General features: G+C 63.2%; 20 protein-coding genes. 8 read left to right on the top strand and 12 right to left on the bottom strand.

Annotation, left to right across the window (positions count from 1 at the left end; translation table 11 throughout):
• From MESCI_RS14430 to MESCI_RS14420, 3 genes are all read right to left on the bottom strand, one after another.
• On the bottom strand, positions 1-1,272 hold the full coding sequence (locus MESCI_RS14430; protein ID WP_013530682.1) for an efflux RND transporter periplasmic adaptor subunit: 1,272 nt from the start codon (positions 1,270-1,272) through the stop codon (positions 1-3).
• Positions 1,273-1,517: 245 nt separating this feature from the next.
• Positions 1,518-1,724 carry a hypothetical protein gene (locus MESCI_RS14425; protein WP_013530681.1) on the bottom strand — a complete coding sequence of 69 codons (207 nt, stop codon included), beginning with the start codon at positions 1,722-1,724 and terminating at the stop codon, positions 1,518-1,520.
• Positions 1,725-1,884: 160 nt separating this feature from the next.
• Positions 1,885-2,565, bottom strand: a complete 681-nt coding sequence (locus MESCI_RS14420) for a hypothetical protein (protein WP_013530680.1) — start codon at positions 2,563-2,565, stop codon at positions 1,885-1,887.
• 238 nt (positions 2,566-2,803) lie between these two features.
• On the opposite strand from MESCI_RS14420, the gene MESCI_RS14415 reads away from it, so the two are divergent.
• From MESCI_RS14415 to MESCI_RS14390, 6 genes are all read left to right on the top strand, one after another.
• On the top strand, positions 2,804-3,532 hold the full coding sequence (locus MESCI_RS14415) for a response regulator (RefSeq protein WP_013530679.1): 729 nt from the start codon (positions 2,804-2,806) through the stop codon (positions 3,530-3,532).
• Positions 3,529-4,770: an ATP-binding protein gene (locus MESCI_RS14410; protein ID WP_013530678.1), complete on the top strand. Its 1,242-nt coding sequence runs from the start codon at positions 3,529-3,531 to the stop codon at positions 4,768-4,770. Before MESCI_RS14415 ends, MESCI_RS14410 begins: the two co-directional genes overlap by 4 nt.
• 571 nt (positions 4,771-5,341) lie before the next feature.
• Positions 5,342-6,511, top strand: a complete 1,170-nt coding sequence (locus tag MESCI_RS14405) for an acyltransferase family protein (RefSeq protein WP_013530677.1) — start codon at positions 5,342-5,344, stop codon at positions 6,509-6,511.
• A complete protein-coding gene (locus MESCI_RS14400) occupies positions 6,508-7,614 on the top strand; it encodes a glycosyltransferase family 2 protein (protein ID WP_013530676.1) in 1,107 nt (368 codons plus the stop codon). Before MESCI_RS14405 ends, MESCI_RS14400 begins: the two co-directional genes overlap by 4 nt.
• Before the next feature lie 3 nt (positions 7,615-7,617).
• Entirely contained in the window at positions 7,618-8,652 is a 1,035-nt protein-coding gene (locus MESCI_RS14395) for a glycosyltransferase family 2 protein (protein ID WP_013530675.1), read from the top strand.
• 9 nt (positions 8,653-8,661) lie between these two features.
• Entirely contained in the window at positions 8,662-10,446 is a 1,785-nt protein-coding gene (locus MESCI_RS14390) for an ABC transporter ATP-binding protein (protein WP_013530674.1), read from the top strand.
• A 287-nt stretch (positions 10,447-10,733) separates the two neighbouring features.
• Here the strand turns inward: MESCI_RS14390 and MESCI_RS14385 are convergent, their stop codons facing one another.
• The 8 genes from MESCI_RS14385 to MESCI_RS14350 form a co-directional block, all read right to left on the bottom strand.
• A complete protein-coding gene (locus MESCI_RS14385) occupies positions 10,734-12,200 on the bottom strand; it encodes a coiled-coil domain-containing protein (RefSeq protein WP_013530673.1) in 1,467 nt (488 codons plus the stop codon).
• A 368-nt stretch (positions 12,201-12,568) separates the two neighbouring features.
• Positions 12,569-12,841, bottom strand: coding sequence for a cell division topological specificity factor MinE (gene minE / locus MESCI_RS14380; RefSeq protein WP_013530672.1), 273 nt, complete (start codon positions 12,839-12,841; stop codon positions 12,569-12,571).
• Positions 12,838-13,653, bottom strand: coding sequence for a septum site-determining protein MinD (minD, locus tag MESCI_RS14375; RefSeq protein ID WP_013530671.1), 816 nt, complete (start codon positions 13,651-13,653; stop codon positions 12,838-12,840). Before minD ends, minE begins: the two co-directional genes overlap by 4 nt.
• A 74-nt stretch (positions 13,654-13,727) precedes the next feature.
• Entirely contained in the window at positions 13,728-14,534 is an 807-nt protein-coding gene (minC, locus tag MESCI_RS14370; protein WP_013530670.1) for a septum site-determining protein MinC, read from the bottom strand.
• 166 nt (positions 14,535-14,700) lie between these two features.
• Complete coding sequence (locus MESCI_RS14365; protein ID WP_013530669.1) at positions 14,701-17,010, bottom strand: hypothetical protein; 2,310 nt, start codon at positions 17,008-17,010, stop codon at positions 14,701-14,703.
• A complete protein-coding gene (locus tag MESCI_RS14360; protein WP_164919904.1) occupies positions 17,000-18,100 on the bottom strand; it encodes a hypothetical protein in 1,101 nt (366 codons plus the stop codon). Before MESCI_RS14360 ends, MESCI_RS14365 begins: the two co-directional genes overlap by 11 nt.
• A 110-nt stretch (positions 18,101-18,210) precedes the next feature.
• Positions 18,211-18,375 carry a hypothetical protein gene (locus tag MESCI_RS14355; protein WP_164919903.1) on the bottom strand — a complete coding sequence of 55 codons (165 nt, stop codon included), beginning with the start codon at positions 18,373-18,375 and terminating at the stop codon, positions 18,211-18,213.
• A 185-nt stretch (positions 18,376-18,560) separates the two neighbouring features.
• Positions 18,561-18,749: a hypothetical protein gene (locus tag MESCI_RS14350; RefSeq protein WP_013530667.1), complete on the bottom strand. Its 189-nt coding sequence runs from the start codon at positions 18,747-18,749 to the stop codon at positions 18,561-18,563.
• A gap of 182 nt (positions 18,750-18,931) precedes the next feature.
• On the opposite strand from MESCI_RS14350, the gene MESCI_RS14345 reads away from it, so the two are divergent.
• Positions 18,932-19,351, top strand: a complete 420-nt coding sequence (locus MESCI_RS14345; protein WP_013530666.1) for a VOC family protein — start codon at positions 18,932-18,934, stop codon at positions 19,349-19,351.
• A 119-nt stretch (positions 19,352-19,470) separates the two neighbouring features.
• A complete protein-coding gene (locus MESCI_RS14340) occupies positions 19,471-20,418 on the top strand; it encodes a DMT family transporter (RefSeq protein ID WP_013530665.1) in 948 nt (315 codons plus the stop codon).
• A 404-nt stretch (positions 20,419-20,822) separates the two neighbouring features.
• Here MESCI_RS14340 and MESCI_RS14335 read toward each other — a convergent pair whose 3' ends face one another.
• Positions 20,823-21,170 (bottom strand): DUF2934 domain-containing protein, encoded by a 348-nt coding sequence (locus MESCI_RS14335; RefSeq protein WP_013530664.1) that lies wholly within the window; start codon positions 21,168-21,170, stop codon positions 20,823-20,825.
• Positions 21,171-21,215: the final 45 nt, after the last annotated feature.

The raw sequence follows: 21,215 nt of genomic DNA, 5'->3' as shown, positions 1-21,215 counted from the left end.
TCAGTTCCCGGTGGCGGCGGCAGGCGCCGGTTTCGCCGCATTGGACGCGGCCGGTGCGGCGGAAGTGCTCTGCCCGCGGTCCTTGACCTCGCCGGTCGTCTCGTCGATCGTCACTTCGACACCCGTCGCATCGCCGCCGGGGCGCACCAGTTGCATGCCCTCGACGATGACGCGGTCGCCGTCGCCGACACCCGAATCCACCAGCCAGTTGTTGCCGACGCTGTTGCGCACGGCGAGCACGCGCGTCTCGACCTTGCCCTGCGCGTTGATGACCATCGCCGTGGCCTCGCCCTTGGTGTTGCGGCTGACGGCACGCTGCGGCACCAGGAAACTGTTCTGGGCAACGCCCTCCTCGACCAGTGCCCGCACATACATGCCGGGCAGAAGCAGGCGGTCCGGATTGGGGAACTCGGCCCTGAGCGCAAAGGTGCCGGTGGTCTGGTCGACATTGGCGCCGGCGAATTCCAGCTTGCCGGTCTGCGTGTAGATGGTGCCGTTCTCGAGCTTCAGCTTCACGCTGACATTGGGCCCGCTGAACTTCAGCCGCCCTTCCGAGATCGCCTGCCGCAGATTGAGCAGGTTGGTGCTCGACTGCGTGACGTCGACATTGATCGGATCGAGGGCACGGATGGTGGTCAGCACCGTGTCCTGGTTCGCGGTCACCAGCGCGCCCGGCGTCAGCGTGGACTTGTCGATGCGCCCGGCGATCGGTGCCGTGATGGAGGTCCGGTCGAGGCTGATGCGCGCGGTCTCGGCACTGGCCTTGGCCGATGCGACATCGGCTTGCGCCTGCGCCAGCGTGGCGGCGGCATCGTCATAATCCTGTTTGGAAACAACGTTCTGCTTCAACAGGCCGGCATAACGGTCGAACTTGGCCTGCGCCGTAGGCACCGCCGCTTCCGCCTTCTGCTGTGCGGCGACCGCGCTGTCATAGGACGCCTTGTAGCTCGCCGGATCGATGAGGTAGAGCGGCTGTCCAGCCGCCACCTCGCTGCCCTCCTTGAACAGGCGCTGCTGGATGATGCCGTTCACCTGCGGGCGCACTTCGGCAACCAGCGAGGCCGCCGTGCGTCCCGACAGTTCGGCGGTGATCGCCACCGATTGCGGATGCAGGGTGACGACGCCGACTTCCGGTTTGCCGGGCGCGCCCATGCCGGCGGGGGCGCTGCTCTCCTGCGAGCAGGCCGCCAGCAGAAAGGCGGATGCGAACATCGCGGCCCAGGGCGCCAGACGGCGTGCCGGCTGCAAAGACGGGCTAGGCTGGATAGACATGGACTGAATGATCTTTCGCTGGAGTTGCGGGCGCGGGCAATCGACCGCTTGGTCGAGGCATGCCGGCCGATATCTTGATGGTGGGCCGCGCCGGTCTGCGGGCGGCGACGAGCAATGCTTCGAAGCGGCTCATGTCGCGCTCCTTCTCGGCGGCCGGAGCTGCTCGAAGGTCGAGTAGCCGGCCGCGATGCCCACCAACATCATTATGCCGATCAGCGAGGACATGCCAAGCGCCTTGCCGGAATTCACGCGATCTTGCGGTCATCATGCCCATGGTTGTCGAGCGGCTGCGACAGCGGGAGCGACAACCGCCAGCCGGCGAAACTCAGGCGGATCGCGCCCTTCAGCGTGTCGGCCGGCGGGGCCAGCGGCATGCCTCGCCCGACAGGACCGAACGAGAGCCTCGGGCTGGCGGACGCGAGCAGCCGCAGCATGATCATGGCTTCCCACATTGTCGTGCTTCCATTGCAGGGTTCGAATTGGGCATGGTTCGAATTGGCGCGATTCGAACTGGGCGTGATCGAAACGAGGATGGCGGAGATACGCCCGCCATCCCCGGAGAACCGGCCGACCCGAGAACGGGTTGGGTACCGGGCCGGCCGGTGCAGTCGGTCAGAGTTGCTCGTCGTTCCCGGGCTGGGGCGGGAGCTGCCTGCCATCGTTGGGCAGGCCTCTGGGGCCGGCTGCATCGTTCGGCGGACCGCCCCAGGGACCGGGGGGTGATCCATGGGCACGTTCCGCCGAAGCGAGGAGTTCGAGTTGTTCGGGCGTCAGCTTGGCGCGCAGTTCAGCGATCGCCTCCTTCAGTCTGCCGGCCGAAACCGCGCGGGCGGTAACGTCGTCGGCCAGCTTTTCCTGGAATGCGAAGGGATCGGGCTTGCCGCCCGGGCCTGCTGCGTCGGGGTCCTTCGCTTCAGCACCAACGGGCCGCCCGCGGTCAGGCCGAGGCTGCGAAAGCACCGCCTGCAGCGCGCTGGTGTAGTCGCGCCAGGCGTCGAGTTGTTCGGTGCGGATGCCGACGCGGGTCTCCAGCGCGGCGAGCCGGGCGGCCAGCATGAATTCCGGCGGCGGACCCATGCGGCGGGGGCCAAAGCCTTGCGGGCCGAAACCCTGCGAACCAGGTCGCATCGGTCCATGCGGGCCGGGTCCATTCCGGCCGTGGCCTGCCCCATCCTGCATGGCCATGACAGGGGGCGGCTCACCGGGTCCGGCGCCGGGGTCGGGCTGCGCCGCCAGCGCGGGGTGAATTGCGGCGACGGAAAACAGGCCGAGCGCAAGAAGTCTGCTTGGCATAAAGATGTTCCTTTCTCTCATGCTTCGGACGGTTCAGAGGATAGGAAGCGTCTTTGTCCGCTTCGCGTCGGCGTGTTGCCGAAGGTTTCCGCAAAAGGGCAATTTGTTTCCGAATGTTTCCCATGCCCCGCCGGAAACGTTCGGTTGCAATTTTCCATGCCGCTCGGGCGCGGCTCTCCTATAATCGCGGCAAGCCCCTGCATCACGGGTCCCAATATTCATCGGCAACGGCACGGTCATGCAGTCACAACCCCATATCCTCGTCGTCGACGACGACCGCGAGATCAGGACGCTTCTCCAGCGTTACCTCGACAGCCAGGGCTTTCGCGTCACGGCGGCGGCGGACCGGCGCGAATGCGAGCAACGGCTTGGCTCCGGCCAATTCGACCTGATCGTGCTCGACGTGATGCTGCCGGACGGCTCGGGGCTCGATATCTGCCGCGGTTTGCGCGACCGCAAGCCGCACACCCCGATCATCCTGCTGACCGCGCTGAAGGAAGATGTCGACCGCATCATCGGCCTGGAACTCGGCGCCGACGACTATCTCGGCAAGCCGTTCAACCCGCGTGAGCTCATTGCCCGCATCCGCGCCGTGCTCAGGCGCTCGACGCCCGAGGAGGCGCCCGCGCCGCCGCGCGCGCGCATCTACCGCTTTGCCAGCTATAGGCTGGAACCGGAGACCCGCAAGGTGACGGATGCGCGAGGCGTGGCCGTCGACCTCACCGGCGCCGAGTTCGATCTTTTGCAGGTGTTTCTCGACCGTCCCGGCCGGCTTTTGTCGCGCGACCAGCTTCTCGACCTGACGCAGGGCCGCGAACGCGATCCGCTCGAACGCTCGGTCGATGTGCTGGTGAGCCGGCTGCGCCGGAAATTTTCCGACACCGGCGACGGGCCGCTGTTCAAGACCGTGCGCAATGGCGGCTACCAGCTCACGGCGCGTGTCGAGACCGTGGAGAGCCACGCGTGAATTCGCTGCGCCGCCGTCTCATCCTGCTGTTGGTCGCCTCGATCGTCGGCGTCGTCGGCCTGGCGACGGCCGCCGTCATCAGCGTGCGCGGCGGCGGGCCGCCGCCGGAACTGACCGTGCCCTGGATTGCCCAACAGATGGAACTGGTGGTGCGGCTCTTGCCGGGGCCGATCCCCGACGTCCTGCGGGTTCAATTCGCCGACCATCCAGCGGGCGGCAAGGTGGCTCGTGCGGAAACGGCGATGCTCAACGACATCCTGCACCGGCGTGGCCTCGACTTTCCCGCGGTCGTCAACGAGAAGCCGGACGAACCCGGCCAGATCGCATCGATGCACCTGCCCGACAGCCGATGGGCGATCATTGAGGTGCCGCACCTCAAGCCGCCGCGGCGAGAATGGCTGGTTCTGGCCGGCTGGATCTCGCTGATCGTCGCCGGCGCCACGGCGGTATCGGTCTATTTCACCTCGGTGCTGATCCGACCGCTCGAAATGCTGGAGGCCGCCGTCTCCAAGATCGGATCGGACGGCGTACTGGCGGCGGTGCCGGAAGTGGGTTCGGCCGAGGTCAAGGCCACCGCGCATGCGCTGAACCAGCTCTCGTCGCGGCTGCGGACCGCCATGGAAAGCCGCATGCGGCTGGTCGCGGCCGCCGGCCATGATCTGCGCACGCCGATGACGCGCATGCGGCTGCGCGCCGAATTCCTGGACGACGAACGCGACAAATGGCTTCACGACCTCGACGAACTCGATCGCATCGCCGACAGCGCCATCCGCCTGGTGCGCGAAGAGGTCAACCAGGACGCCGTCGAAGCGGTGGACCTGGCAAAGACGGTGCGCGATATCGAAGCCGAGATGGTGTCGCTCGGCCATGCCGTCTCGATCGGGCACCTGGACAAGGTTTGCGTGCGCGCCGGCGCGCTCGGCCTGCGCCGCGCCTTGCGCAACCTGATCGTCAACGCCGCCACCCATGGCAAGGCGTGCCGCATCGACCTGGCCGCGGCCGACAATCGCGCCGTGCTGACCATATCGGACCATGGGCCGGGCATCCCCCCGGAACTCCTGAACAAGGCGTTCGAGCCCTTTTTCCGCGTCGACCCCGGCCGCCTGCAATCGATCCCCGGAGCTGGTCTTGGCCTCGCCATCGCCAAGGAAATCATCGAGCGCTACGGAGGCACGGTAACACTGGAAAACCGCCGGGGCGGCGGGCTGGAGCAGACGGTGGTGTTCGACGCGGTGTGAGGGTTGGCGGTCAGCCGAGTAATGGGCGTTGCGCGTGGCAACGACGAAAAACAGAGACGATGCTGCACCGCGCAAAGCTAATGGTTCCAAATCATTTCTTCACGGAGCCAGGGCCGGATCCATATAGACAAAATATAGATTACGGAATTTCCTGTGGTCTAACAAAGAACTAGGCTCTCAAGCCACGAGCTCGCAAATCAACCGAGGCGGGAACATCGGAAAAATTTAAACCACAGCGTTTAAGTTCTGAGAAAAATCGCCAGAATTGACGAGAAACGCTCGGTTTTCTCAATTTTTTAGCGCTTGCTCACATAAGTATTTCAGCTGGGTAGATTTTTTGTGTTGCGCCGCACAATGCCGTAGCCGAACGATCTCCTGGGGGACTCGTTTGCGACTGGATATGCGCCGTGGAGGATCCCGCCAGGTTGACCAGCTTGAGCCACCCGTCCGTCGATTTCGAGCGTAGGTTCGACGATGCCTGCGCTCTGGCGGGTCTCGTCCGCCTTGGCCTGCCGCTCGAAACGGCCGGGTGGCGGCTTGGTCGCGGCCATCACGCTGGCGGATGCCGCTGATGGGAAGCGCACGCGACATCCAACTGGATGCGTTGAGAGCCATCGCCGTGACGATGGTGTTGTATTCCCATTTCTTCGCCGCTGGAGGATCTTCATTCTGGGGCCATATCGGCGTGCGGCTGTTCTTCGTGCTGAGCGGCTTCCTGATCACGCGCCTGCTCCTGGAAGCGCGTTCGGCCGCCGAATTCGAGACCGGTCCTGCGCTGCGATCCTTCTATATCAGGCGGGGCTTGCGGATATTTCCGCCCTATTTCGCCGTCCTGGGTTTCGTCTGGCTGGTCGACCTGGACCAATCCAGGGGATCGCTGGTCTGGCATGCGCTTTACCTGTCGAATTTCTGGTATGCGCTGCGCAATGACTGGAACCCTTGGGTGCTGTGCCATTTCTGGAGCCTGAGCATCGAGGAGCAGTTCTATCTTGCCTGGCCGCTGGTCGTCCTGCTGGCCCCGCGCCGCCGCTTCGAACAGATCTGCATCGGCGTCATCGCACTGTCGCTGGCCTATCGCTTTTACTGGCCGCTCACCGCCAACACGACGCTGGCGCGCGACCTGCTGCCGCCGGCATCCATGGATGCGCTGGCGACGGGCGCGCTGCTTGCCTGCTGGCGATCCAGGGGCGCGGCCCTGCCGCACTGGATGCGGCTCAGCTGGCCTGCCTTCGCGGCCGCATTCCTTGTCATCGAGTGGTTTGTGCCTGCGCCCGCCGATCCGATGCTCGAATGGACCCATTGGCTGGTGCGGCAAGTCCTGCCGCTGGTGCCGCTGATGGTCATCGTCGCAGCCTGTTCGCGCGGCCTTGGCGGCACTTTGGGAAAGCTTGCCGAACTGCCGCCGCTGCTTGGCCTCGGCCGCATCAGCTACGGCGTCTATCTCTATCATCCGATATTGCTGTCGCTCGCCGTCAAAGCGCAACCCTGGATTCCGCTCAACGTCTCGGAGCAAGGGCCAGGGCGTTTCCTGGTTGCGAGTGCCGCCACGATTGTCGCGGCCTCGATTTCCTGGGTGGTTTTCGAGAGGCCGCTCAACAGCCTGAAGCGCCACTTCCCCTATGTCGCGCGCACCCGCTCCGCACGGGGCAGCCATGGCGGCTGGCTCGCGACGGCGGCTGGCGGATCGCCCGATGGCCGCACACCGGCGCTCGAACTCCAGCGCACGGATGCAAGACGATGACCGCCGCACCGCTCGTCTCCGTCCTGTTGCCGGTCTACAATGCCGGTCCCTATCTCACCACCGCGCTGGGAAGCATCCTGCGGCAGGATCACAGTCGCCTGGAAATCATCGCGATCGATGACGGTTCGACCGACAATTCGCTCGAGATACTCGAGCGATGCCAAAAGGCCGACAGCCGCATTTCGATCATCTCGCGCGAAAACCGTGGCCTCGTCGCGACGCTCAACGAAGGGCTGGCGATCGCCCGGGGCGAACTGGTCGCGCGGATGGACGCCGACGACGTCGCCTATCCCTGGCGTTTGTCGCGCCAGGTGGCGCTGTTCGAGCGGCGGCCCGAACTGGGCTTCTGCGGCGCCGGCGTCGACATGTTGATCCGCGGCCGCATCGCCAGGGGCAGGCCCGATCCGGTGTTCCAGTTCGGCCGCATCCCTGTATTGGCGATGTTCTTCACGATCTTCATGCACCCGACGGTCGTCTACAACAGGAAGGTCATCGACGACAGCGTCCTGCACTATGACCAGGCCTACCGGCATGCCGAGGATTTCGATCTTTTCAGGCGGCTGGCCGGCCGTTACCCGGCAGCCATGATGCCCGAAAACCTGGTCGTCTACCGCGTCCATGAGGCAAGCGTGACCAGCCGGCACGTCAAGGAGATGCGCAGGACGCATTTGCGGATCGTGGCCGAGAACCTCGAGCGCGAGGGCCTGGCGCAGGCCACGCGGGACCTGCGCGACATTGGCGATGCGGTCAGCCACGGCGCCGTCGCCCGTGCGGCCGACTTCATCGTCGCGCTGGAGCAGGAGATCCGCTCGCTGCCGGCGGCGACGCGGCCGAGCTTCGAGGCCGGCGCGCTGAACCTGTTCTATTTCCTCTACCAGCTCGTCGCCGACGAAAACCAGCCCGCGCTGACGCATGAATTGCTGACGCGGACCGCGAAATGGAACGTCATCCGGCGCCGCGAACAATATGCCCTGCGGCCCGGCGCCTGGGCGCCCTGGCTCAGCCGCGCCTCGCTGTCGGCCGCCAGGCAAGCCGATGCCATGGCATACTTCTTCAAATCCGCGCCCGCCGCAGCGGTTCTGGCACCTTATCAGGCGGGCTGAGGCATGATCGTCAAAGCCAACCAACCCCTGCAGCGCGATCGTTCGACGGCGCTTGGCCCCGCCCCGGCCGGTCCCCGCCCGGAACGAGCGGCGCCGGAAGTCAGCTTCATCATCTGCACGCGCAACCGCGTCGCCGTGCTCGATGCCTGCATCAAGTCGGTGCAAGCCGCATGCCGCGCACATGCCGGCTTCGCCGCCGAACTCGTGGTCGTCGACAACGGTTCGAGCGACCGCACGGCCGAACGCCTGGCCAGCATCGCGGCTGCGTCGGACATTCCGTTCACGCCCGTTTGCGAGCCGCGCCCCGGATTGGCGGCTGCGCGCAACGCCGGGCTGAGGCGCGCGCGCGGCCGTGTGCTGGTCTTCGTCGACGACGACTGCGCGCTCCATCGCGACTATCTGCGCGATCTGGAGCGACACTATGCGTCCGGGGAACAATGGCTCATCCGGGGCGGCCGTGTCGAGCTTGGCGATCCCCGGGATTTGCCGTTCACCATCAAGCGGTCGTGGGCGCGCGAGCGGCTGACGCCAGATGTTCATCCCGGCGGTTTCGTGCTGGGCTGCAACATGACGATGCACCGCGATGTCGCGGCCCGCATCGGCTATTTCGACGAACGCTTCGGCGCCGGCGGACCATTGCGGTCGGCCGAGGATACCGATTATCTCGTGCGCGCGATGCTGCTCGGCATCGCGGTCGAGTATGTGCCTGACATGACGATTTTCCATCATCACGGCCGGCGGGATCGCAAAGCCATCGAAAAGCTGCATCGCGACTACAGCCTGGGCAATGGCGGGCTCTGCCTGAAGCATGTTCGCCACGCGCCCTGGCTGCTTCGCCATTTCTACTGGGCCGCAAGAGGGGCTTTCCGGGAACTGGCGGGAGGACCCGCCTTCGATCGTGAACTCAACCTGTCGCACTGGCCGATCGTCGCCATGAATTTGCTCGGCGCGGCCAGGTTCGCGGTTCTCCTGCTGGTCAGACGGCCGCGAGCCGAACCGGTGCGGCAAGATCAACAAGCCAATGCCCAGGCGAGGTGAAACGCTGTAATGCCAATGCTGCCGCCAAACCTGCCGATGCTGTTCCGGGCGTTCGGAAAGCGGCAACTGCGCCTGCTTCCGGCGGTGGTGGTTCTCGGCCTGGTCAGCGCCGTCCTCGAAGGGTTCGGCATCGGCCTGATCATCCCGTTGCTGGGCATCATCATGGGACACGGGGATGCCGCCGGAATGGCAGGCTTCTCCGCTGTCCTCCAGCACGTCGGATCGGGCTTGAGCGAGCGCGACCGGCTGGTCGTCATTTCAGCCGCCATCCTCGGCTCGATCATCCTGAAGAACGTCTTCGCCTTCGCCAACACGCTGCTGACGACCTTCATCTCCGGCAAGGCAAGCCATTCCATCCGCAGCGCCCTGTCGGAGCAGCTGTTGCGGGTCGGCTACCCCTTCTTCCTGCGGCAGAATCCCGGACGCCTGCTCAACATCATCTCCAACGAATCCTGGCGGGCTTCCGATGCGATCCAGATCATGCTGTCGGCCATCGTCAGCGCATCGGCCGCCATCATCCTCCTGGCTTTCCTGCTGCTGCTTTCGTGGCGCATGACGCTTTTGGTCACGCTCGGACTGGCGCTCGTCCAGATCGCGCACGCCATCCTCTCAGCCAATCTGAAGGAGCCAAGCCGCAGCGTCGCCTCGCGCAACGGCCACCTCGCCTCGCAGATGCTTCACCTTGTGCATGCCGGACGGCTGATCCGCATCTTCGGACAGGAGAACCGGGAAAAGGCGATATTCGACACGGCGTCGGATGCGGTTCGCCGCGCCTCGTTCGCGCTGCTGGTGCGCCAGGGAGCGCTGCCGCCGCTGACGGAGGTTCTCCACGCCATGCTGTTCCTGGCGGTGGTGATCGGCGCCTGGCTGGCGCAGGTGAGTTTCCCGCTGATCATCGCCTTCGTCATCCTGCTCTACAGGCTGCAGCCGCATATGCGGGCCCTGCAGGGGTCGTGGAGCCAGATGCAAGGCCTGAGCGGATCGCTTGAGGAGGTGACATGGCTGCTGGATCCCACAGGCAAGCCGCAACCGCCGCAAGGCGACGGGCCATTCCACGGCCTGCGCCAGGGCATCAAGTTCGACGATGTGACATTCACCTATTCCGGCACGGACCGGCGCGAGGTTGTGCTGCATGCGGCGGCATTCGAGATCCGCGGTGGCCGCTCGACGGCGCTGATCGGCCGCTCGGGCGCCGGCAAGACGACGATCGTCAATCTCCTGTGCCGCTTCGTCGAACCGGACACCGGCAGCATCCTCGTCGATGGATCGCCGCTCGACCGGATCGACGCCAGCCAGTGGCGCCGGCACATCGCCCTGGCCAGCCAGGAACTGGAACTGGTCGACGGCAGCATTTTTGAAAACATAACCTACGGCCAGGATGCCGCGACAGCCGGCGATGCCGAGGCCGCCGCAAGACTGGCCGAAGCGCATGAATTCATCGAAAGGCTGCCTCAGGGCTACGACACCCTGGTTGGCTACAGGGGCGTCAATCTGTCGGCGGGACAGAGGCAGCGCATCGCCTTGGCGAGAGCCCTGGTGCGCGATCCCGATCTCCTCATCCTGGACGAAGCCACCAATGCGGTGGACGGGCTGTCGGAAGCGGCCATCGTCGAGACCCTGAAGTCGAGAGCCGGCCGCCGCACGACCATCGTCATCAGCCATCACCACAGCACCATCTCGTTCTGCGACGACGTGGTCATCCTGAGCGGCGGCCGCGTGAAAAAACAGGCCCCTTTCGGCGCCCTGGCCTCGCTCAGCATGGACGAGCTTTACCAGCACGAACCGCTCGACTGAGAAGGCGCCGGGCCGGCCCGCGATCGTTTCCGGGTGTGTTTGCAGCCTCCGGCCGGCGGGTCGTCGCAAGGGTTCGAATCACAAGCCAGGGGAATTGCCGCTGGCACCTTCCGTGATCGCACCAATGCCGTGCGGGACCGAGGCGCGCTACCTTGTCTGTGCGGCGGACCTGTCGATCCGCCTGGCCGGTGCCCCATTGGACTTACTCTCCGGGTGAGGTGCCGGCCTCCCATGCACAAAAGAAGGATCTGAAGCGGGTCGCCTGAATCCTTCAGGCGCGACACGCTTCAGGTGGCGGCGCCGACATTCCTGCGCATGCGCCGCCTGCCCGTCGTCCGTGCTTTCTTCGCCATCGCCCCGGCCATCTCGACCACGCCGTCCTCGCGCGGCCTGCCATTGGTGGCCTTGTGGAGCCGCTCATAGGGCAGCAGTTCCTTGATCCGGGCATTGAGCGAGGCGATTTCGGCCTTGAGGTCCTCGCACTCCTGCCTCTGCACGTCGAACTGTATCTGTTCGGACGCCTGTTGCAGCGTCAGCTGAGAAAGGTTGGCGTTCACCTTGGAAAGACTCATCTTGTCGCTTTCGCTCTCCTGGCTCAGCGCGGACAATCTTTCATCGGCGATCTTCTTTTCGGCCAGGGCATCGTTCAGTTCGCTCTTGAGCCTGGCGATCTCGCCTGCGGCTTCGCCGTTTTCGCTCGACACTTGCTCCAGCCGCGATTGCAGGTTCTGGATCTCCGAGCTCAACCCGCGCATTTCCGCCTGGCTGCGAGCCAGCTCGGCTTCCTTGTCGCCTTCCATCATGCGGGCCGCTTCGGTCGTTTCCGACAGTTTCGCCTGTGCCGCCTCGAGCGACTTCTGCAGCCGCATCTCCTCTTTCTCGCTCTTGCCGAGCGCCGCCAGCAGCTCCGCCAGCCGCGCTGCTTCGGTGGCATGGACCGCCGACAGCTCGTCGAGCCTGTGGCGCGCCTGCGATTCCCGCTTCAGCGCCTTGTCGAGTTCGATCGACAGGTTGACGTGCTTTTCGCGCAGCATCTTGCTTTCGCGCAAGCGCCTGTTGGCCTCGACCGTCCTGGCGGTCAACCGCTTGGCGATGTCGCCGAACTCCGCCTCGCGTTTGGCGCTCGCATTGGCTGTCTCGACGAGTTCCAGCCTGACCGCGGCAAGTGCCGCACGAAGCGTCTCCCGGTCCTGGACCAGGCTTGTCTCGCGCTGCTGCAGCGCTTCGAAAGCGCCGTCACGCTCGCGCAGCTTTCGCGTCGCGTCGTGCAGCTTTTCCGAAAGCGCCCTCTGTTCGGCGGCCAGGGCGGCATTGGCAACCTCCAGCTCGTTGGCGCGCAGGATGTCGCTGTGCAGGATGTTGAGGAATTCGCGCGTCAGATGGTGTGAGGTGCCGATCTCCGACAGCTTGTCGTTGATCTCCTCCAGATAGTCCCTGGCGTCGTGGAAGAGCCCCTCGAAGGCGCTCAATGCAGCCAGCCGGGTCTGTGTATGGGCGGTCAGTCTTGGCGCGGTTTCGGAACTGTCCGCAGCGCCCGCATCCTCGGCATTCCCGGCATTGTCGTCATTTGCCGCATCGGCCTGGGGTGGCCCGTCATCGGCTGCCGCCTGGGCATCCGGCACATCGTCGCTCTCTGGCGGCGCCAGGTCGTCGGCGTCGAGACTTGCATCCAGCGCGTCCGCCAAATCGATCTGCAGGTCCTGGATTGCTTTATCCACGTCTTCAGCACGCTTGATCAGGCCTCTGAAGTTCATCGCCAAACTCCCCTTACGCATACCTCGCTTAGAACTTAACGAATTGCTAATATAGCCTACATCCGCTGCTTGCGCAGGGGAAGCCCCGTCGGCACAAAGGTAAATTTGGGACATTTTAGGGGTTTGGACGCTGCGAGCGATGCGGTGCGAGGGTGCGAAGCCGGTTCTGCCGGCGGGACAGCGCCCCCCTCTGTCCTGCCGGACATCTCCCCCACACGGGAGGAGATTGGACGTCATGCGGCTTTCGCCAATCGCCAACGTTGCAAGAAGAACTGAAGCGCAGAAATTGCCAATCTCCCCACTTATGGGGGAGATGTCCGGCAGGACAGAGGGGGGCGCGAAGGATCGCGGCTCCCTCTAACTTGCCCTCACCCCGCCATGGCCAGCGGCACGGCGCTCTTGTTGGGGATCTGGATGTCGATTTCCAGCGTCGACATGGTCTCGCCGCGGTCCATCGAGACCTGCAGATAATCCTGGTCGATCTGCACATGCTTGGCGATGACGGCCATGATCTCCTCGCGCAGGATGGAGACGAGGTCGGGCTGGCTGCGGTTGCGGCGCTCATAGGCGAGCAGCACTTGCAGCCGCTCGCGCGCCACCGGGGCGCTGGAGCGCCGCTTGAACATGTCGAGCAGGTTCATGCCGCCCTCCTTCCCAAAAGACGATCGAGGAAGCCCTTGCGCTCGAAGGGCACGATGACGGGCAATTCCTCGCCCTCCAGCCGCCTGGCAGCGTCGATATAGGCCTTGGCAGCGGAATTGAGCGGCTCCGACAGCGTCACCGGCGAACCGAGGTTGGAGGCGCGCAGCACATCCTGGCTTTCCGGGATGATGCCGAGCAGCGGCACCGACAGGATTTCCAGCACGTCGTCGATGGACAGCATCTCGCCGCGCGAGGCGCGTGCCGCGTCGTAGCGCGTCACCAGCACATGCTTGGCGATCTGCTCGCCCTGCTCGGCCCGCAAGGTGCGGGCGTCGAGCAGGCCGATGATGCGATCGGAATCGCGCACCGACGACACTTCCGGATTGGTGACGATCACCGCCTCGTCGGCAAAGCGCATGGCGAGCTGCGCGCCGCGCTCGATGCCGGCCGGGCTGTCGCAGAACACGTAGTCGAACACCGAGCGCAGCTTGTCGATGACTTCGCCGACGCCTTCCTCGGTCAGCGCATCCTTGTCGCGCGTCTGCGAGGCCGGCAGCAGGAACAGCGTCTCCACCCGCTTGTCGCGGATCAGCGCCTGCGAGAGCTTGGCCTGGCCCTGGATGACGTTGACGAGGTCGAACACCACGCGCCGCTCGGCGCCCATGATCAGGTCGAGGTTGCGCAGGCCGACGTCGAAGTCGACGAGCGCCACCTTCTTGCCGGTCTTGGCCACGGCCGCCCCTAGGGCCGCCGTCGAGGTCGTCTTGCCGACGCCCCCCTTGCCCGAGGTGACCACCACTACCTTGCCCATTGAAAAGCCTCCGTTGTTGTCATTTGTTGTTCTTGGCCGGGCGGCCCTCGGCCGCCCCAATATCGAAACGAAAGTCAGCTCAGCGTCGAAACCCGCAGCGCATCGCCGTCGAGAAACGCCTGCACCGGCTTGCCGCGCGAAACGCCTTCCATCTCCTCGGCGGTGACATACCAGCCGTCGACCGCCAGCAGCTCCGCCTCGTTCTTGCGGCAGAAGATGCGCGCGCCCCTGTTGCCGAGCGCACCCGCCGAAGCGCGCCCGCGCAGCGTGCCATAGACATGGATCGAGCCCGCCGCGATGATCTCCGACCCGGAAGCGACCGAGCCGAGCACGATGACATCGCCATGCGGATGCACGATCGCCTGGCCCGAGCGGATCGGCGCCTTGATCATCAGCGTGCCCGAAGCTTCGACCTGCGGCTCGCTATCGCCCGCCTTGCTTGCGCCAGCCTTGCCGATCTTGTCCCTGTCGGGGCCGGCTTCAGGCGCCCTGCCCTCGGCCTCGCCCTCTGATGTACCTGAAACATCCTCCCACGCCTTGCGAGGCAGCAGCCCATCCGTCGTCGCCTCCTTGGCGCCGACCAGCACCGGCGGCAGGTTGGGCTCGAGTGCGGCGTGGCCGTCGAGCTCGATGGCGTAGACGCGGATGCCGCGATGGCCAAGCACGCCGACCAGCGATTCGATCGCGGCGACATCGGGCTTCAAGGTGTTGAGATCAAGCACCACCGGCCGCCCGGCAAAATAGCCCGGCGAGTTGCCGATCCAGTGGTCGAGCCCCTCCAGCCACACGTCCAAAGGCGCCTCCGGCGTCAATGTGAAAGCGACGAAAGAGCGGGCACGAAAACGAATGGATTTGGCCTCGAGGGGGGCGGCAAAGGTCACGGCTGGCGAATCCTTACTGAGAGGTAAACGCTAGCGAGGGAATGGTTAACGAATGGTTAATGGGGAGGGAGCGCCAAAGATGGATGTGGGACCACAGCCCTCGCATGTATTACGCAACGACCGGCGAGTAGCCATCTTCGACCCTCCCAGCCCGGAGCATTTATGGCTAGTTGCCTTCATCTTCCTCGGGGTCAGGCGCGTGAAGTTCGAAGATTGGTGTTTGCGCCCACTCGAACCGCTGGCGGATACGCACTCGAAGTGTACCCTTCAACTCCTCAGTCGGTTCGAAATCAACGGTGACATGCAGTCCATCGCCCACCTCTTGATAGTCAATTCTAACGAGCGCCTGTCCAGAAAATAGCCACGCTTCGCCCGCAGGAAAATCCGCACCATATACATCAACTCCTTCCACGGTTGCGATGTAAGTATTGAAACGATTTTCTCCATTGCGCCGCTCGATAACCAGATTAGGTCGGTCCTCCTCCCGGCTGTACAGCAGATGCCTCAGCGCTCGACCCTCAGCATTTCTTGAGACAACTAGGACCGGTTCAGGCCCAACCTGCGCAACAAGTTCGGCGATTGCGCGCCAAAATGCTTCCTCCTCAGCTCTAGCGATCACGTCGACTATGACACGAGGCCGGCTCGTAAAATTATCCCAAGCATACTGACCCGCCAGTCGTCGGGACCTTGACACGAAAATCTCACCGAAGCTGGAGCCAATGCTGTCCATAGGCGGATCGATCAAATGCGCCTTCTCGATACCGCCGAACGCAGCATCGTTCGTACGTCCGTCTTTTTGAGGAACACCCACGACTTGAACATTTGAGAAGAAAGGAACTTCGGGTGGCTCATGCAGCAGTGCCGACTCAATGGCTAATCGTATGCGTTCAAGGGTTTTAGTGTCGACAGGGCGCTCCTTAAGCCTTTCTAGGCGCTTTGCTTCGATCTGAATTTCAGCCGCATGTATGATTTCGGCCAGCTTTTTAGGAAGTACCTTCGCGTCTCGCCCAGGAGCGAGAAGCTCAGTGCCCCGTTTAGTTGCCGACAAGTTCTGCGCTAAAGAGGTTTGATATTGGCGCAATTCACGAAGAATGTTCCGGAGCGATCGATCACCGCCCGGCAGCAGACTCTCGTCTGCGGCGAGTTCAGCTATCCGTTGGCCAACACCCCCGTCACCTTTCTCAGGTACGGCGGCCACCATGATCGCCAACACGGCGGCTAAAAGGCCTTCGCGGTCGTGCAGTGTTGAGGGCGCGAACACGCGCCCCGGCACAACCCGTCTTTCCGTCATATTGTCGAGCGACGCAACCAGACTATCGAGAGTACCTGCGTAGGAACCCTGGCTGTAACGCTCTCCGGCCAACTCAGGTCGAAGAAGATCGAAGAGCAACGATTGAAGACTAAGCTCTCGTGCACCGGATCGATAGCCGTTGGTATCGTCGATCTCTCGGCGAAGCAAAGCAAGAGCAGTTCTGCCACCGATATCAGAAGCCTGCTTGTCATTGATCGTCCAGAACAACAGCAACGTGGCGGTCAGTAATACCACGTCGTCGTGTGCGCCGCGTACGATAGCTGCGAAAAGCTGCCTAGGCGTTGGCGGCGGCATATTTCTATGTGAAAGCGGCTCGGCAACCCGACTGGCCTCCTTCCATCCAAGGTCTAGAATGTTGGGGAATAGCAAGCGTCGGTGCCGGAATTCGGCGCGGTCCTCAAGGCGATGATCAAGTGCTGCTGGCCATCGGACCAATGCCTCACGGAAAAGAGCGGTTCCCGCTTCGTCTTCGTTCCAAACCGCAACAGCTAAGCAGTACGCAGTGCTCGATAGGTGCTGCCACATTAATGGCCAGCTTTTTCGGAATGCAAACCAGGCGGCATCGGAATCCTCGCCAGCAGTCTCAGGCCACCGATACATTGTCGGAGCCTGCTGCAGCAAACCCTCCCAAGCACCAACTAGCTCAGGCAGCACGTTGGCGTATGCCTTGGCGTCCGAGCCTGCCAAGGCGAGACGCTGCGAGGCAGCCTCGCCTTTCGGCGTGTCCAGGCTAGTCCGTTTCGTCACCCAGTCTTCAAGCCGGTGCATCAGCATAGGAATAAGGCTGAGGATGCCACGAACGATGCTTGCCGAAAGCTCAGGGTCGCTCTCCGCCGGGAGAAGACGCCTTGGCGTGTAGGCAAGCGCTCGGATGAAGTGATCGTCATCGGGGATGCGACCGGCAGCGCGCTCGAAAAGGCGTCGATACTGGCGTATCCAATCTTGGTGTGGCGCATTCCAAGCGTCACCTATTACTTCGGCGTAGTTAACCGCAGCACCATCGAGGGTCCGGGAAGCATTCAGCGCGAGCAAGAACTTGTGATAGCGGATCATTTCCCGAAACGCGCCATCGAAGGCCACAGGAGCCAGGCGGTCTATGTTTGCCGCTACCTTGTCAGCCAATTCTTCGAGGATCGCTGCGGGCGTCGGCAGATCACGATTCATCGTTGACCCCCCTGAAGCAGAAGGCACGCCGTAAAACCCAAAGCTCGAGGCGATTCAGTGCCACGCCGCCCCGGCGCCGGCACCAACTCACACTTCCATTCAATGGCTCATCGATGTGCGGCGTGAACCACAATATAGGCCCCTGATAACCCGTTGGCCGGACACGCGGTTTAGGGAGTGCTTTGGCACCACCATTCCGGTACGTCGACCAGCGCGCAAGTATCCACCGACCCCAAGTGGTAGGCGATGTTCGCAAACTAGGTTGCGACACGGCGGCACGACTGCAGCGCACCACCCAGCGTCGAAGTACCCATCGAACCCAGATCATACGAACGTCATATAGGGCCATCCGCCGCTCAAATTTGGTGTTTATCTCAGAGATATGCGGGCCGCCAAAGTCGAATCCAAAAGTGGCGCTAGGCTGATCGTTGGCTTGATCGGAACCCAGCAGTTCCTGCGTCGCAAGGGCGTATAGTTGTTGTCGCAACCGCGCCTTCATTTCCAGCGGTTGGACGAAATTGACCGTATAGCGCTCGCGAAGTTTCTCTCTTGCTGACTGCTGTACGAAGTTGAAGGTCGTCGCGATGAAATGTGCCAAGCCCGCCAGATTTACGAGCAACCAAGCCGAGTGAGCGCCGAGCAACACCAGCTTGAAAGCTTGAAAATTGGTTCCAAAACCGAATCTGTGCAACGAGAACTGTAGCGGCCAGAGTAGTTGGGCACACATCACGGCCAGCAAAGCAACGCAACTTGCTACGACTTCGAAGGCGAGCGACTCATGATAGTAGAGCTTTACGTCCGTTGACGAGTTCTCTCGTTGCGCAATTAGGGTGACGAGCGCCAGAGCGAGTGAGATTACACCAAGCACCCCGACCTGTGCGGTGATCAGGTAGCTGGATACATTGAGGATGATCGCTTTGACGTCGGGCTGCGGAGGAGGACCTGACGCCGTCCAGTCGGGAATCCAGTTTGGCGCGAAGTGGGCAATAGCAAACTCGCCGATCACGACAGCTACGTCGAGCAGCAGATAAAGCGTCACAAAACGACCGAAGCTGCTGACCGCAAAGAAGGTTCGCAATATCCGATGCAATGGGCCATATCGTGACCTCCGGGCGACTACGTTGTCACGAAGCAGTTCTTTGACCTCCAGTCGTACCCATCTATTGATACTCCCGGTCCATCCGCCCCGCCGCCAGTCGATCATGTCAGCGAAACCTCGCACCGACCAACGTCCGAACCACGACAAATGGCTAAATGGAGTTGAAAACCGTGAGGATAATCAACAACTTCTTTTTGCGCCCAGTCGCGTCCCAAATCTGCAAGCGGTTGAGCGCAAGCCTGGTCAATTTTCGCCAGCTCTGTCATTCGATGTCCCCCAACGCAACTGTGACATCGAAGCTTCAAACGTGCAACGATGAGAATGGCGGAACTGGCTCGGGGAGCGCATGCAATATGCCGTGCGCTCAATGATCTTCTTGTCTCATCGGTTGGAGACTTTGGATGCCCCAGTTGTTTCTGTAGATCGCAATCATGGCCCTAGACTGGTCGTTTCACATCTGCCAGGCAATAGTGCAAGCGGTCGCCCAGGCGTTGATCAGTGCTTGCGCCTCGTCGCCCGATAGGCCGGTCCACACCGCCAGCGCCTCGACCTCCAGCACGTCGGTGCCGCCGATCTCACTCGTCTGCGGCGGCGCGGCGTTTGCCGCCAGCGGCAGGGCCGCCTCCCTTTCGATCTCCATCGCGGCCTGGTGCCGGTGGCGCTCGCGAAAAGCGGGCACCCGATACCAGAGTGAACGCGTGCCCCGACGCCGCTGCGCTGGCGATTTGAGAAAAGTTGAGATGCGGTGTCGGATCTGCGGGCGCTCAACCGTCTTACAGCAGGCGCCACTCGCTGGCATCCCGACAACGAAAGGAATGATCGATGAGCAAGAAGATTTTCGTGAGCCTGCCGGTGAGCGACGTGAAGGCATCCAAGGCGTTCTATGAATCGCTCGGGTTCAAGAACAATCCCAGCTTCACCAGTGAGGCGGCCGCGGGGATGGTGTGGAGCGACCACATCAATTTCATGCTGCTCAGCCGTGAAAAATGGCAGACCATGACCACGCGCCCCATCCCGCCATCAACGTCCAGCGAGGTCATGCTGGCGCTGTCGCTCGACAGCCGCGAGGCGGTCGATGCGATGGCCACGGCTGCTGCCGCGAACGGTGGCACCGCCGACATCAATCCGATCGAAGATCATGGGTTCATGTATACCCGCGACCTCGCTGATCCCGATGGCCATGCCGTGGGCGCGATGTGGATGGACGTTTCCGCAATGCCTTCTGCCGACAAGGCGGACTGACATCGTTTTCACGATCGGCCGAGCCCAGATTCCTTCTCACCTTTCAAAACGGATGCACGACCCAACGACACAGGTTATGTTGTCCCGTCTGGCCGAGGTCATCGAAGGGGAGGCATGACATGCAGGCAATGCCGATAGCGCATGAAGCCGCGCAACCCGTGGCCGGCCCCTCCCTGGCCGGCTATCCGGCCGCCGTCCTGTGCTGGCTGCTTTCGGCTGGTGTCTACATCGCGGCCAAATGGGTGGCGCCTGAAATGCCGCCCTGGGGCCTCTGCTTCTGGCGGCTGACGCTTGCTTGCGCCATCCTGCTGCCGATCGTGCACCGTCATCACGAGGCGATGATCGGGCTTTTGCGAACCCGCGCCCTGGAGGTCGTCGCCGTGGGGGCGATCGGCCTGACGCTCTGCCAGGGTATGATCTACCACGGCCTCAACCACACCGACGCCACCACGGCCGGCATCATCATGGCGCTGTCGCCTGTCATGACGATGGTGCTTGCCCGTTTCGTACTTGGCGAGCCGCTCGGCCTGTGGAAGTCGCTTGGCGCGCTGGTTGCGCTTGCCGGGATGATTTTCATCGTCGCCCACGGCAACCTGGAGGCGCTGCTGCAACTCAAGGTCAACGCCGGCGAGCTGTGGATCGTCGGCAGCGCGTTCTGCTGGGGCCTCTACACCGTGCTTTTGCGCCGTGCCAAATTCGGCATCGAACTCCTGCCGATGGTCGTGCTGCTGCTCTGCGCCGGTGCGCTGGTCGCCTTGCCTTTCCATCTGTGGGAATTGTTCAACGACGAACGCTCCGCCATGGACGTCGACAGCCTTCTCGCGCTCGCCTATCTGGCAGGCCCCGGCGGCGCCTTGATGTACTATCTCTACAACAAAAGCGTGCAAACGCTGGGCGCGAGCCGGGCAAGCATGCTGCTCTACCTGCAGACGGTGTTCGTGGCCATCCTCGCCTATCTGCTGCTCGGCGAGGGCTTGCACGATTACGATCTGGTCGGTGCGGCCTTCATCGTCGCCGGCATCGTACTCGCCACAATGGTCAAGCCAGCTCAACCACGCGTGGCGTAGAAATCTTGCGGGTGACGCCTTTGCGACGGGTCAACAAAAACCCGCCTGGACGGCGGGTCACTGGCGCAAATCAGCACCATAGGCAGAAATGTAGCATAGCTGCCCTCACCCGTCAAGGAAAAAATTCCTATCGACGTCAGCACCAGCTGCCCGCCGGACCCGTTCATTCCCGGCCAAAAGCCAGCGGCGCAATTGCGGTGGAGGCCGACATTCGAACGAAAGTAAATTCAGATCCAGCTTGACGGAACATTAGCCATAGCTAATTGTTGATCTGTGCGGCAGGTGGTGCCCTCCATCGCCTGCCGAAGATCGGCCGTCCGATCGGCCCGCGTCCTCCGCCAGAGGCGCGGGCTTTCGGGGCCGCCGCGCAATCCAGCCGGTATTTTCCGTTCTTCAGCTTCCGATCATTTCGCCAGTCCCTCATCGGGGTTTCGCCGCCTTTTGGCCTTGAGGCTGCGGGCGGCCTGCTCGATTGCCGCGCGGTCGTTGCCCAGGCGGTCGAGCAGTTCCTGCGCCTCGTCGCCCGATATGCCGGTGCGCACCGCCAGCGCCTCGACCTCCAGCACGTCGGTGCTGGCGATCTCGCCGGTTTCAGGCAGCGCATCCTCCGCCGTCAGCGGCAGTGCCGACTCGCGGTCGATCTCGGCCTCGGCCTGGTGCCAGTGCCGTTCGGGGTCGCCGTGCATGCGGCCTTCCCGTTCCCAGATCTGGTAGGCGCGCTCACGAATCCTGTCGTCCCGGTCGTCGCTCATGGTCAGTCCTCCTTGGGGTCAGGGTTGAACGCCGCGCCAATGCGG

This window comes from Mesorhizobium ciceri biovar biserrulae WSM1271 (genome assembly GCF_000185905.1).
Lineage (GTDB): Bacteria > Pseudomonadota > Alphaproteobacteria > Rhizobiales > Rhizobiaceae > Mesorhizobium > Mesorhizobium ciceri.
Note: the sequence above shows the minus strand (reverse complement) of the source record. Positions and strands in the feature narration are given on the sequence as shown.